Source organism: Flavobacterium maritimum (genome assembly GCF_040049085.1).
GTDB classification, from domain to species: Bacteria; Bacteroidota; Bacteroidia; order Flavobacteriales; family Flavobacteriaceae; genus Flavobacterium; species Flavobacterium maritimum.
In genome coordinates this window covers 775,042-789,092 of sequence record NZ_JBDLZY010000001.1, presented here as the reverse complement: position 1 = coordinate 789,092, position 14,051 = coordinate 775,042, and the positions used below count along the sequence as shown (strand labels likewise).

15 protein-coding genes are annotated in these 14,051 nt (G+C 35.6%); all 15 read left to right on the top strand.

The window, feature by feature from the left end:
* Positions 1-130: 130 nt before the first annotated feature.
* The 15 genes from clpB to ABEB23_RS03470 all read left to right on the top strand — a co-directional run bounded on the left by clpB (position 131) and on the right by ABEB23_RS03470 (position 14,008).
* The gene (gene clpB / locus ABEB23_RS03540) at positions 131-2,734 is read left to right on the top strand and encodes an ATP-dependent chaperone ClpB (RefSeq protein WP_348810995.1); all 2,604 of its coding nucleotides are present in this window, start codon (positions 131-133) and stop codon (positions 2,732-2,734) included.
* A gap of 342 nt (positions 2,735-3,076) precedes the next feature.
* The gene (locus tag ABEB23_RS03535; RefSeq protein ID WP_348810994.1) at positions 3,077-4,477 is read left to right on the top strand and encodes an anthranilate synthase component I family protein; all 1,401 of its coding nucleotides are present in this window, start codon (positions 3,077-3,079) and stop codon (positions 4,475-4,477) included.
* A 75-nt stretch (positions 4,478-4,552) separates the two neighbouring features.
* A complete protein-coding gene (locus ABEB23_RS03530) occupies positions 4,553-5,119 on the top strand; it encodes an anthranilate synthase component II (protein WP_348810993.1) in 567 nt (188 codons plus the stop codon).
* Between the two features lie 83 nt (positions 5,120-5,202).
* Positions 5,203-6,195, top strand: coding sequence for an anthranilate phosphoribosyltransferase (gene trpD / locus ABEB23_RS03525; RefSeq protein ID WP_348810992.1), 993 nt, complete (start codon positions 5,203-5,205; stop codon positions 6,193-6,195).
* A 41-nt stretch (positions 6,196-6,236) separates the two neighbouring features.
* The gene (gene trpC / locus ABEB23_RS03520; protein WP_348810991.1) at positions 6,237-7,016 is read left to right on the top strand and encodes an indole-3-glycerol phosphate synthase TrpC; all 780 of its coding nucleotides are present in this window, start codon (positions 6,237-6,239) and stop codon (positions 7,014-7,016) included.
* Between the two features lie 103 nt (positions 7,017-7,119).
* On the top strand, positions 7,120-7,746 hold the full coding sequence (locus ABEB23_RS03515; RefSeq protein WP_348810990.1) for a phosphoribosylanthranilate isomerase: 627 nt from the start codon (positions 7,120-7,122) through the stop codon (positions 7,744-7,746).
* Positions 7,747-7,755: 9 nt separating this feature from the next.
* Positions 7,756-8,937, top strand: coding sequence for a tryptophan synthase subunit beta (gene trpB / locus ABEB23_RS03510; protein ID WP_348810989.1), 1,182 nt, complete (start codon positions 7,756-7,758; stop codon positions 8,935-8,937).
* 211 nt (positions 8,938-9,148) lie between these two features.
* Complete coding sequence (locus ABEB23_RS03505) at positions 9,149-9,469, top strand: gamma-glutamylcyclotransferase family protein (RefSeq protein WP_348810988.1); 321 nt, start codon at positions 9,149-9,151, stop codon at positions 9,467-9,469.
* A gap of 42 nt (positions 9,470-9,511) precedes the next feature.
* Entirely contained in the window at positions 9,512-10,273 is a 762-nt protein-coding gene (locus ABEB23_RS03500) for a carbon-nitrogen hydrolase family protein (protein WP_348810987.1), read from the top strand.
* Positions 10,274-10,307: 34 nt separating this feature from the next.
* Positions 10,308-11,069 (top strand): tryptophan synthase subunit alpha, encoded by a 762-nt coding sequence (trpA, locus tag ABEB23_RS03495; protein WP_348810986.1) that lies wholly within the window; start codon positions 10,308-10,310, stop codon positions 11,067-11,069.
* Between the two features lie 247 nt (positions 11,070-11,316).
* Positions 11,317-11,658, top strand: a complete 342-nt coding sequence (locus ABEB23_RS03490; protein ID WP_348810985.1) for a type II toxin-antitoxin system HigB family toxin — start codon at positions 11,317-11,319, stop codon at positions 11,656-11,658.
* Positions 11,658-12,218, top strand: a complete 561-nt coding sequence (locus ABEB23_RS03485) for a helix-turn-helix transcriptional regulator (protein WP_348810984.1) — start codon at positions 11,658-11,660, stop codon at positions 12,216-12,218. The genes ABEB23_RS03490 and ABEB23_RS03485 overlap by 1 nt, the downstream gene beginning before the upstream one ends.
* Before the next feature lie 129 nt (positions 12,219-12,347).
* The gene (locus ABEB23_RS03480) at positions 12,348-12,800 is read left to right on the top strand and encodes a hypothetical protein (RefSeq protein WP_348810983.1); all 453 of its coding nucleotides are present in this window, start codon (positions 12,348-12,350) and stop codon (positions 12,798-12,800) included.
* A 269-nt stretch (positions 12,801-13,069) separates the two neighbouring features.
* Positions 13,070-13,522 carry a GNAT family N-acetyltransferase gene (locus tag ABEB23_RS03475; RefSeq protein WP_348810982.1) on the top strand — a complete coding sequence of 151 codons (453 nt, stop codon included), beginning with the start codon at positions 13,070-13,072 and terminating at the stop codon, positions 13,520-13,522.
* Positions 13,523-13,534: 12 nt separating this feature from the next.
* Positions 13,535-14,008 (top strand): GyrI-like domain-containing protein, encoded by a 474-nt coding sequence (locus tag ABEB23_RS03470; RefSeq protein ID WP_348810981.1) that lies wholly within the window; start codon positions 13,535-13,537, stop codon positions 14,006-14,008.
* Positions 14,009-14,051 lie beyond the last annotated feature (43 nt).

The window sequence follows — 14,051 nt, the reverse complement described above, 5'->3', positions numbered from 1 at the left end:
TGTCTTTATAAAATGATGAAAATCATAGGTTAAACGTCAATTTGTCCGTAAATTTATAGTGGAATACCATTTGACAATTCGATTGCAAAGTTAAGTATTAAACAGTATAAAAACATAAAAACCTTTAATCATGAACATTAATAAATTTACCATTAAATCGCAAGAAGCCATACAGCTTTCGCAGCAATTGGTTCAGAGTTTGGGTCAACAGCAAATAGAAAACGAACACATCCTTAAAGCCATTTTTGAAGTAGACGAAAATGTGGCACCATTTATTTTGAAAAAACTCAACGTCAATCTGCCTTTGTTTCTTCAAATATTAGATAGTACCATAAACAGTTTTCCTAAAGTCACAGGTGGTGAAATACAACTCTCCAGAATAGCCAACACTACTTTGAACGAATCTGAAATCATCGCCAAAAAAATGAATGATGAATATGTTTCGATCGAACATCTGATTTTGGCCATATTTGATTCTAAAAGCAAAGTAGCCCAAATTCTTAAAGATCAAGGCGTAACCGGAAAGGGATTGAAAGCCGCTATAGAAGAATTGCGCAAAGGAGAGAGAGTAACCTCGGCCTCTGCTGAAGAAACTTACAATTCATTAAATAAATACGCCAAAAATCTAAACGAATTGGCAAAAAGCGGAAAATTAGATCCTGTAATTGGCCGTGATGAAGAAATTCGTCGGGTGCTGCAGATTCTAACCCGCAGAACCAAAAACAATCCGATGCTGGTAGGTGAACCCGGAGTGGGTAAAACTGCTATTGCTGAAGGTTTGGCCCATAGAATTGTTGACGGAGACGTTCCTGAAAACCTGAAAGACAAAATCGTGTATTCTCTTGATATGGGAGCACTGATTGCAGGAGCCAAATACAAAGGAGAATTTGAGGAACGACTAAAAGCGGTTGTCAAAGAAGTTACCTCTGCAGAAGGAGATATCGTTTTGTTTATTGACGAAATTCATACTCTTGTTGGCGCTGGTGGTGGTGAAGGTGCCATGGACGCCGCAAACATCCTGAAACCGGCTTTGGCTCGTGGAGAATTGCGTGCTATCGGGGCAACCACTTTAGACGAGTATCAAAAATATTTTGAAAAAGACAAAGCGCTTGAAAGACGTTTCCAAAAAATTATGGTTGAAGAACCGGATACAGAAAGTGCTGTTTCTATTTTACGTGGAATCAAAGAAAAATATGAAACACATCACAAAGTTCAAATAAAAGACGAAGCCATTATTGCGGCGGTTGAATTGTCTCAAAGATATATTACCAACCGTTTCCTTCCGGATAAAGCCATTGACTTAATGGACGAAGCGGCTTCTAAATTGCGTATGGAAATCAATTCAAAACCCGAAGAACTCGATGTTTTGGACAGAAAAATTATGCAATTGGAAATTGAAATTGAAGCCATCAAAAGAGAGAAAGACGAAAGCAAACTCAAAGTCTTGGGAATGGATTTGGCCAATCTCAAAGAAGATAGAAATGAGATTTTCGCCAAATGGAAATCTGAGAAAGATGTGGTGGACAACATTCAATCCGTAAAAACAGAAATTGAAGACTTTAAATACGAAGCCGAACGTGCGGAACGTGATGGTGATTATGGAAAAGTTGCCGAAATTCGTTACGGAAAAATCAAGGAAGCACAAGAACGTCTGGATACTTTACTCAAACAATTACAGGAAAATCAGTCCGGCAGTTCTTTGATAAAAGAAGAAGTTACCCGTGAAGATATTGCTGAAGTAGTAGCCAAATGGACCGGAATACCTGTTATGAAAATGCTTCAGGGAGAAAGAGAGAAACTACTCAGACTGGAAGATGAGTTGCATCACAGGGTGGTTGGACAGGAAGAAGCTATTCAGGCAGTGAGCGATGCTGTTCGAAGAAGCCGTGCAGGATTACAGGATATGAAAAAACCTGTGGGAACCTTCCTTTTCCTTGGGACAACAGGAGTTGGGAAAACCGAATTAGCAAAAGCATTAGCCGAATATCTATTTGACGACGAAAATGCAATGACCAGAATCGACATGAGCGAATACCAAGAACGTCATAGCGTAAGCAGATTAGTTGGTGCGCCTCCGGGATATGTGGGTTATGATGAAGGTGGACAATTAACAGAAGCTGTTCGAAGAAAACCATATTCTGTAATATTATTGGACGAGATTGAAAAAGCACATCCTGACACCTTTAATATTTTGCTACAAGTATTAGACGAAGGACGTTTGACAGATAATAAAGGTCGTCTGGCCGATTTTAAAAATACGATTATCATCATGACTTCTAATATGGGAAGCCAGATTATTCAAGAGAAATTTGAGAATCTAAAAGGAGGAATCGAAGCGGCTACGGAAGCGGCCAAAGTAGAAGTATTAGGCTTATTGAAACAAACCGTTCGTCCGGAATTCCTCAATCGTATTGATGAAATCGTAATGTTTACACCGCTTACCAATGCCAATATTGCCCAAATCGTAGGCTTGCAATTGAAAAGCGTTACCAAAATGCTGGCGCAACAAGGCATCACCATGGACGCAACACCAGATGCAATTGCCTATCTATCTGAAAAAGGATATGATCCGCAATTTGGTGCCAGACCTGTAAAACGTGTAATCCAAAGAGATGTCTTAAACAGATTGTCGAAAGAGATTTTAGCCGGAAAAATTAAAACAGACAGTATCATCCTTTTGGATGCTTTTGATGGAGAATTGGTATTTAGAAATCAAAGTGAATTGGTTTCATAATCGAAAAACTGATTTATTAAAGAAATTACCATTCGAAATCAAAGCCTGATTTTAAAACACATATTTAACAAAAAAACGAAAAATAAATATTTTTTTTCGTTTTTTTGTTTTTGAATAATCGAATATCATTTATATCTTTGTTGCAACAAAAAAACAATATGAGAACAATTACTAACAATACTTGGTGGTGGAATAATTTACGTCAGTCGTCGTGAACAAAGCTCCTATAGTATTAGTAAACTATAAATATAAAAGGCTTGTCATCACGACAGGCCTTTTTTTTTGATCTAATTATTAAACATACAAACAAGTCGGGACTTGTCTCTATCAAACAACAAACAAATGAAACCTTTTATACTAAACACAAATTACAAGCAAATCCTAGCCGATACGATTACTCCTGTGAGTGTGTATTTTAAAATTCGCGACAAATTTCCTAATAGCTTATTACTGGAAAGTAGTGATTATCACGGCAATGACAATAGCTTTTCTTATATTTGTTGCAATCCGATTGCTTCTATAAAAATAGAAAATGAAATCATCCAAAAGACTTTCCCTGACGGTAGTTCTGAGAAAACGGCAATTGATGCCAATACTAATATTCCAGAGGTAATTCAGGAATTTTCAAGTCAATTCCAATCTGATAAAAATGATTTCAAATTCATTACAAATGGTTTGTTTGGATACATATCCTACGATGCTGTCCGTTATTTCGAAAAAGTAACAATCGCCAAAAAAGACAATAGTATTGCCATTCCGGATGTGTACTATGCCGTTTACCAAAATATAATAGCCATCAATCATTTCAAAAATGAGGCTTATATTTTCTGTCATAGTCTGGATGGAAGAAATAACATTTCAGAAATTGAACAATTATTACAATCCAGAAACATTGCTTCTTATAAATTCTCAAAAGAAGGAGAAGGATTTTCGAATTTAACAGACGAAGAATTCAAACATAATGTGGCTTTGGCCAAAAAGCACTGTTTCAGAGGTGATGTATTCCAATTAGTGTTATCCAGAAGATTTACCCAAGGTTTCAAAGGAGATGAATTTAATGTATACAGAGCCTTGAGAAGCATCAATCCTTCTCCATATTTATTCTTCTTTGATTATGGTGATTTCAAAATATTTGGCTCTTCTCCAGAAGCCCAAATTATTGTAAAAAACCGTAAAGCTGAGATTCATCCGATTGCAGGAACTTTTAAACGAACAGGAGATGATGAGAAAGATGCTATTCTTGCCAAAGAATTATCGGTAGATAAGAAAGAAAATAGTGAGCATGTGATGTTGGTCGATTTGGCCAGAAATGATTTGAGCAGAAACGGTCACAACGTCAATGTAGAGAAATATAGAGAAGTACAGTTTTTCTCTCACGTAATCCATTTGGTTTCAAAAGTGACTGGGCATTTACATGAAAAAGCCACGACTATGCAAGTGGTCGCTGATACTTTTCCAGCTGGAACTTTGAGTGGTGCGCCAAAACACAGAGCCATGCAGCTGATTGAAGATTATGAAAAAACAAACAGAAGTTTCTATGGTGGTGCCATCGGTTTTATGGATTTCGAAGGAAACTTTAATCATGCTATTATGATTCGTACTTTCCTAAGTAAAAATCATCAATTGCATTGCCAGGCCGGAGCTGGAATTGTTGCCAGTTCTGATGAAGAAAGTGAAATGCAGGAAGTATACAATAAATTAAGAGCTTTAAATGCAGCTTTGGATTTAGCAGAAAGTATTTAAAAAATTAAAAAATTGAATGATTGAAAAATCCCTGATCTTTAAATTTTTCAATCTTTAAATCGTTAAATGAAAAAAATGAAAAAAATACTAGTTATAGACAATTACGATAGCTTCACTTATAATTTAGTGCATTATCTGGAAGATTTAGATTGTGAAGTGACCGTTTACAGAAACGATGAGTTTGACATTGATGAAATTGCAGTTTTCGATAAAATTTTACTTTCCCCAGGTCCCGGGATTCCAGATGAAGCCGGTTTATTGAAAGAAGTAATTAGAAAATATGGCCCCACCAAAAGTATCTTTGGAGTTTGCTTGGGACAACAAGCAATAGGTGAAGTTTTTGGAGGAACACTTTCAAACTTAGACAAAGTATACCATGGCGTTTCTACAACGGTAAAAACCTTGGTTGATGATGACCTTTTATTTGAAGGATTAGGAAACGAATTTGAAGTGGGGCGCTACCATTCTTGGGTGGTCGACGCTAATTTACCAGATGTTCTGGAAGCCACCTCAGTAGATGAAAACGGTCAAATAATGTCTTTACGTCATAAAACATTTGATGTGCGCGGCGTACAATTTCATCCTGAAAGTGTTTTAACACCTAATGGAAAAAGGATGTTAGAGAATTGGGTGAAGAGTTAGTGATCAATATTCAGTGATCAGTCCCAGTAATCAGATAACCGAAAGCTTACATCATATAGCAAAAACTTTGCACCTTAAAAAAAATGAAAAATATATTAAACAGACTTATCAATCACGAAATGCTTTCGAAAGAAGAAGCTAAAAACGTATTGGTAAATATCTCTAACGGAAGTTACAACACGAGTCAGATTGCCTCATTTCTTACTGTTTACATGATGAGAAGCATCAGTATTGATGAGCTTGCCGGTTTTCGTGAGGCCTTGTTAGAATTGTGCATTCGAGTAGATTTATCAGCATACAATACCATCGATTTGTGTGGTACCGGTGGAGACGGCAAGGACACTTTCAATATTTCTACTTTGGCTTCTTTTGTGGCAGCCGGTGCAGGAATAAAAATTGCTAAACACGGTAACTATGGTGTTTCTTCCATTTCGGGATCGAGTAACGTGATGGAAAAAATGGGAATCAAATTCAGTAATGACAATGATTTTTTACAGAAATGTATGGACCAGGCAGGAATTTGCGTTTTGCACGCACCACTATTTCATCCTGCTATGAAAAATGTTGGCCCTATCCGAAAAGAATTAGCAGTAAAAACATTCTTCAATATGTTGGGACCAATGGTTAATCCATCGTTTCCTCAAAATCAATTGGTAGGTGTTTTCAATTTGGAATTGGCCCGAATGTATGCTTACTTGTATCAAAATACCAACACTAATTTTACGATTTTGCATTCATTGGACGGCTATGATGAAGTTTCTTTAACCTGTCCTACCAAGACCATTACAAACACCATGGAAGGAATGTTAAAGCCTGAAGATTTTGGCGTACGTCTTTTGCTGCAAAGCGAAATCGAAGGAGGAACAACCATCGAAGAATCAGCCCAAATGTTTACCGATATCATTTCCGGAAAAGGAACAGAAGCTCAAAATAATGTAGTGTGTGCCAATGCCGCAATGGCGATTGCAACCGTAACAAAATGTTCTCCATTAGAAGGTTTTGAGTTAGCAAAAGAAAGTTTATTTTCGGGAAAAGGACTGGCTGCATTGAATAAATTGAAAGATTTAAGTAAGTAAAAATTAGAATTAAAAAATTGAATGATTGAAAAATTAAAAAAATGAACATCCTAGATAAAATTATAGTCGACAAAAGAAGAGAAGTTATTCTCAAGAAATCAATCATTCCTGTTTCGCAATTAGAAGCCTCAGTTTTCTTTGGAAAAAAGACCATTTCTCTAAGTCAGAACTTAAGAAACAGTAGCTCCGGAATCATCGCTGAACACAAACGTCGCTCTCCTTCAAAAGCCGAAATAAATTATGGTTTTACGGTTGAAGAAGTTGTAAAGGGTTATGAAACTGCCGGTGCTAGCGGAATTTCAGTTTTGACCGATGGAAAATATTTTGGGGGTTCATTGGACGATTTACTTTTGGCAAGAGCCTCCGTAAACATTCCGCTTTTGAGAAAAGAATTCATTGTGGATGAATACCAAATTTTGGAAGCCAAGGCCCACGGTGCTGATTTAATTTTGCTTATCGCTGCGGTTTTAACCAAAGAAGAAATCAAATCATTATCAGAGTTTGCCCAAAGTTTGGGATTAGAAGTTTTATTAGAAGTACATAATCAAGAGGAATTAGAAAAATCAATTATGCCTACGTTGGATATGATTGGTGTGAACAACCGAAACCTGAAAACCTTTGAAGTAAGTCTGGATTTCAGTAAGCAATTAGCATCACAAATACCGGATGAATTCGTAAAAGTTTCTGAAAGCGGTATTTCATCCGTGGAAGCCATCAACGAATTAAAACCTTACGGTTACAAAGGTTTCCTGATTGGAGAAAACTTCATGAAAACCGACAACGCAGGAGAAGCAGCAACGGAATTTATTAAAAAGCTGTAAGCTATAGGCAATATGCAGTAAGCCATATGCCTATCCATGAATATTAATTTAGCATAAAGCAAAAGCCTAAAGCTTACTGCCTATTGCTTAAAGCATTAAAAAAATGAAACTCAAAATCTGTGGCATGAAATATCCCGATAATATTCTCGAAGTAGGTTCACTCCTACCCGATTATATGGGCTTTATATTCTGGGAAAAATCGGCTCGGTATTTTGACGGCGATTTGCCCAATCTACCAAAATCGATTCGGAAAGTAGGGGTTTTTGTAAATGAAAGCATTCCGGTTATTTTAGAAAAAATAGCCAAATACGATTTACAGGCTATCCAATTACACGGTCATGAATCAGTGGAATTTTGTAAAGATTTAAAAAGTGAAATCGATGCTGCCATTGAAATCATCAAAGTGTTCTCCGTTGATGATACTTTTGATTTTAATGTTGTTGAACCTTTTGAAACAGTTTGTGATTATTTTCTTTTCGATACCAAAGGAAAATTACCGGGCGGAAACGGAACCACTTTCGACTGGAAAGTATTGGCAAATTATCCCTCAAGCAAACCTTTTTTCTTAAGTGGCGGAATCGGATTAGATGAAATGGATGCCGTAAATGAGATTTTAAAAACGAATCTGCCCGTTTATGCCATCGATGTAAACAGTAAATTTGAAATAGAACCCGGATTAAAAAATATAAATCATGTACGGACAATTCGCCAAATGTCCCTACGCAATTAAAATAAAATTATGTCATACAACGTTAACGAAAAAGGCTATTACGGAGAATTTGGAGGTGCCTACATTCCTGAAATGTTATATCCAAATGTGGAAGAATTACGCCAACAATATTTAAAAATTACAGCAGAACCTTCCTTTCAAGCCGAATTTGATGCCTTGCTAAAAGATTATGTAGGTCGTCCTACTCCACTCTATTTTGCAAAACGTCTGTCCGAAAAATACAATACAAAAATCTACCTCAAAAGAGAAGATTTATGCCATACCGGAGCACACAAGGTAAACAACACTATTGGGCAAATTTTATTAGCCAAGCGTCTCGGTAAAAAAAGAATCATTGCCGAAACAGGTGCCGGTCAACACGGAGTTGCCACTGCTACTGTTTGTGCTTTGATGGGACTGGAATGCATTGTGTACATGGGGGAAATCGACATCAAACGTCAGGCACCAAACGTGGCTCGTATGAAAATGCTGGGTGCCGAGGTTCGTCCTGCACTTTCTGGTTCCAGAACCCTAAAAGACGCTACAAATGAAGCGATTCGCGATTGGATTAATAATCCTGTTGATACCTATTACATCATCGGATCTGTGGTGGGACCTCACCCTTATCCAGATATGGTAGCCCGTTTTCAGTCGGTTATTTCAAAGGAAATCAAATCCCAATTATTAGAAAAAGAAGGTCGTGAAAACCCGGATTACGTGATTGCCTGTGTAGGTGGAGGAAGCAATGCTGCGGGAGCATATTATCATTTCCTTGATGAAACAGATGTCAATATTATTGCTGTTGAAGCGGCTGGTTTGGGAGTGGATTCTGGCGAAAGCGCTGCAACCTCAGCATTGGGTAAAATCGGAATCATTCACGGAAGTAAAACCTTATTGATGCAAACTCCTGACGGGCAAATCACCGAGCCGTATTCAATCTCTGCCGGTCTGGATTATCCTGGTGTTGGTCCTATGCATGCTCATTTGTTTGCTTCAGGAAGAGCAAAATTCATCTCCATTACGGACGATCAGGCAATGAATTGGGGATTACAGCTTTCTAAAATGGAAGGGATTATTCCGGCTATCGAAAGCGCACATGCCTTTGCTGTTCTCGACGAAATGAAATTCAAACCAGAAGATATTGTGGTATTGAATCTTTCAGGTCGTGGTGACAAAGATTTGAATACCTATATTGATTATTTTAAATTATAATTCGGCTAATCCTGATTTTTTCAGGGTTTTCCTGAATTTATTTTAGGGTTTATCCTGAATTTATTTCAGGGCGTTACCACAAGGGTCGGGCTGTACGCTATATCTTTATTATCCCAAAAAACGGGACAATAAAGGATGCCGCTTCCATCCCTAACGCGCAAAGCATACCGATAAAAAATGAAGTTTAATTGACATTTTTAAAATAGAAACTATGCAAAAATTATTCACCTATGGCACCTTGCAACATGATGATGTACAAGAAAATCTTTTTGGACGTACTCTCGAAGGAACACCAGAAACATTAGTTGGTTACGAGTTAAAGGAAATTCGAATTGAAGAAGAATTTGGATTAGTACACTACCCTATCATTGTGGAAACAAATAATCCAGATGATACTATCAACGGAATTGTATACGAAATCACAATGAGAGACCTTCATCAAGCCGATAAGTACGAGGGATTGCATTACAGACGCGTTGAAGTGCATTTGCAATCGAATCAAAAAGCATGGGCCTACAGCGCCGCGATCTAATACAACAAGAATTTAATACAGGAAAACTAAAAAAGAACCATAATGATTTTAGCAGCTGCACAAACAAAACCAAAACGGGGAGATATTGATTCTAATCTTTTGGATCATTACCGTCTCATCGAATTGGCTGCAGTAAATAATGCTAATTTAATTGTGTTTCCAGAATTGTCAATTACGGGTTATGAAAGAGAAAATGCAGGAGAATTGGCTTTTTCAGTAAACGATTCCCGTTTACATCAGCTGAAAAAATTAGCTATTGAACATCAAATCACTATAATTGCCGGAGCACCAATAAAGATAAATTCGGATTTATTTATTGGCGAATTTATAATTTCTCCAGACGATACGGTTTCTATATATACCAAACAATTTCTTCACCCCGGTGAAGAGGTCTCTTATAAATCCTCATTCGATTATAACCCAATAATTGAAATGGAGAACCAGCGAATTTCATTTGCCATTTGTGCCGATATTGATCATCCATTGCATCCTGAAAAGGCGAAAGAGAACAAAAGCACCCTCTATATTGCCAGTATTTTCTTTTCACCAAACGGAATTCCAGAGGCGCATCAATCCTTACAAAGCTATGCTTCAGAGCATAAAATGAATGTATTAATGGCGAATTTTAGTGGAGAATCATACGGAATTCCTTCAGGAGGCCGATCTGCTTTTTGGAATAACAAAGGGGAATTAATAGCAAAAATGGAAGACTCAAATGCCGGATTATTACTTGTAGAAAAACACGATGTCGGTTGGACAAGTAAAATACTAAATGATTCATATAAACATAAAACTCAACTGTAGGATTTAAAATCCAATAGCATAAAAGATAAAAAAAATGAACAGAATAAATCAAAAATTACAAGAAGACAAAAAAATACTTTCTATCTATTTTTCAGCAGGATATCCTAACTTAAACGATACGGTGCAGATCATTCAGGATTTAGAAAAAAGCGGTATCGACATGATTGAAATTGGATTACCTTTTAGTGATCCATTAGCTGATGGTCCAACTATTCAGGCAAGTTCAACCCAAGCTTTGCATAACGGAATGACAACGCAAGTTTTGTTTGACCAATTAAAAGACATTCGTAAATCAGTTAGTATTCCCTTGATAATAATGGGCTATTTCAATCCGATGTTGCAATATGGAGTAGAGAATTTCTGCCAGAAATGTGCTGAAATTGGTATCGACGGATTAATCATTCCTGACTTACCGGTTGATGTGTATGCAGAACAATACAAAGGTACTTTCGAGAAATACGGATTAATCAATGTATTTTTGATTACGCCACAAACTTCCGAAGAACGCATTCGTTTTATTGACAGCGTATCAGATGGCTTTATTTATATGGTAAGCTCTGCGAGTGTAACGGGTTCTCAATCTGGTTTTGGAAGTACACAAGAAACGTATTTCAAACGCATTGCCGACATGAATCTGAAAAATCCTCAAGTAATCGGATTTGGAATCAACAATGCCGAAACCTTCAATCAAGCTACTGAATTTGCCAAAGGTGCTATTATAGGAAGTGCTTTTATCACGCATTTAAAAGAAAATGGAACAAGTAAAATTGAGGATTTTGTGAAAGCAATTCGATAACTGATTTTCATTTTACATAAAACCAAACGGTGTTTAAACTTGATTTAAACGCCGTTTTTTTATGGCGATTATTCCATAAATCAAAAAACATCTTTCGTAATTTGTAATATTTTTTTTATAAATTTGACAGCAAACGCAATTATATAGTGAGTATCTATAAGTTAGTGGTAATGCGAGTGATAAATAAAAAATCAACAATAAAGTTCGGTTATATTCCGAACTTTATATTATATTTGCTAAAGTTATTATGAGAGTAATAGGTAAAAAGACAATTTTAAAATTGAAAAATAAAAATATTGGAAATAAAAAATTATGTACTGAAATTGACAAATTAATCCAAGATTTAGAAAAATTTAAACCAGACGAATCGGTGCTAACCGAAATTCGAAATGATGCAGATTGCGTTCACAGTGATGGTTTTTATTTTTTTAATATTAATATTCATAGAACATTAATATTAATTGAGTTAGATGATGTAGGGGAAGCTACAATAATATGGGCAGGAACGCATCAAGAGTATGAAAGAGTTTTTAAAAATAACAAATCAACCATTGAAAAATGGCTTAGAGATAAAAACCATATTGAATAATGAAAACACATTTTGACATAGAAAAGTTCATTGAAAATGGTTCAATTACTAATGAATTGGATTTAGAAAGAGCCATGATTGCAGATAGAAAATTGAGATTACTATCTAAAGAGAACGTACACTTTAAAAATCTTAGAAAAAAATTAAGAGATTTAATCGAGGACTATGAAAATAGAGAATGGTCTAACTTAGACAATATAACTGAAGAGAAAGTAATTGAGAGTGACAAATCAGAGATTATTGCTGAACGAGAAAGAATTTTTATAGAAAATAGAAAGCAACAAATACGAAAAAAATTAAAAGCTCTAGATTTAACTCAAGAAAATTTGGGCCACATTTTAGGTCACAAAAGTAAAACTCACATGTCTGAGTTGATGAATGGAATAAAACCTTTTACTCTTAAAGACTTAGTTATTATAAACCGACTACTAAAAATAGATATTAAAGAATTGGTTCCAATATTTTTATCCAGAGAAGATCAAATTAAAGTTAAATCTGCAGTAATAGAATTAAATAAACCTCAAATTAAATTAGAAAAAGATGGTTTGATGTTTTGCTGAGCACTTCAGCTAACGATAAAGGTTCATTGCGTGTGCAGTGAAACAATAAATTTTTAATAGGTACGAGCGAGACGCTCGCAGCCAATGGACCAATGTAGCTAATAATACAGAAACCTGTAATTAAAAATTATGAAAAAAATAATATCAATTTTAACTGTAATTTCACTTATAGGCAGCGTATACTACTTTTATTATCTGCAAAGTGATAAAAAATTGGTAAATGATTTTGCTTATGAGGTATTTGAAAATTCTGTCAAAACAGAAGACGTCATTATCAAATATATGAAATGTAACAAAATCGGAAAAGAAATGACTTTAGCTCTTTTGAAATACCACAGAAATGAATTCAAAAAAAATCCTGGAACAATAAAAGTCTATTCCTATAAAGAAGCTACGAAACTAAAAAATCCAACTATAATTGTTTCCGAAAACTACAATAAAGTTTTTCTTATTTATTTAAATAATAAATTTCAAATGCCGATTTTATTAAATGAAGAATCTAAAATTATATCAATTTCGTATGGTCTTAGTAAAGGGAAAAGAAATTATGCCTTAATGAGATTTGATAGCGGAAACGAATAAAAACTATATTTTAAATTTGACTCCCCCCCTGCTGGCGCGAGCGTCCCGCTCGTGAACACTAGCAAAAGAAATAACTAAAAATTTGTAATAGGACTAGCGGAAAACTCGCGCTAGCCAATGCAAAACAATCTAAGCTAAAGTCCCTATTTTTCTTTACACTACTATTCCATTGGCAACAGCCAAGAACAATTCAAAAAAAATAAAATCAAATAGCTATTTTAAATTAAATGCTTGTTATTTTTGTTTCAAATTATCTAACAATTCATAACATGGTCACTTTAAAAAGAACAACATCAGACAATACCGACTTTAAGAAACTTGTTGTTTTATTAGATATAGATTTAGCCATTAGAGATGGTGAAGACCATGCTTTTTATGCACAATTTGATACAATGGATTCCATCAAAAATGTGGTAGTTTACTATCAGGGAGCAGTAGCAATTGCTTGCGGAGCCTTCAAAGAATATGATTCCGAAACGGTCGAAATCAAACGAATGTTCGTTCATCCTGATTTTCGGGGAAAAGGAATCGCCCGTTCTGTTTTAAAGGAATTGGAAACTTGGGCTGCCGAAACAGATTATTCGGCCTGCGTTTTAGAAACAGGAAAAAACAATCCCGATGCGATTGCTCTTTATCATAAATCCGGTTATGTCGTAATCCCGAACTATGATCAATATGAAAATGTTGAAATCAGTGTCTGTATGAAAAAATCCATTCGATAAATAGTATTTTAAATGATTCCAACGATAAAAATTTTAGCAGAAAAAAAGCTAATTGGCAAACGAATGCAAATGTCACTGGCCAACAATAAAACGATGCAATTGTGGCAAAGTTTCATGCCTAGACGAAGAGAAGTACAAAACACTATTGGTACTTACCTCTACTCGATGCAGGTGTATGATCCTTCATATTTCAATTCCTTTAACCTTGAAGCGCTTTTCGAAAAATGGGCCGCCGTTGAAGTATTAGACTTTGATACTATTCCTAATGAGATGGAAACTTTTATCTTACCTGGCGGACTTTATGCTGTTTTTCATCATAAGGGACAAAGCACCGCTATTTTCGAATACATTTTTAGAACCTGGTTGCCTAATGCCGAATATCTTCTAGATCAAAGACCTCATTTTGAATTATTAGGAGAAAAATACAAAAAGGAAGATCCAAATTCAGAAGAAGAAATTTGGATACCCATCAAAGCAAAACAATAACACCTTCGGTCGTTGACATCGCATTTTTGAGCACTTAAAATGT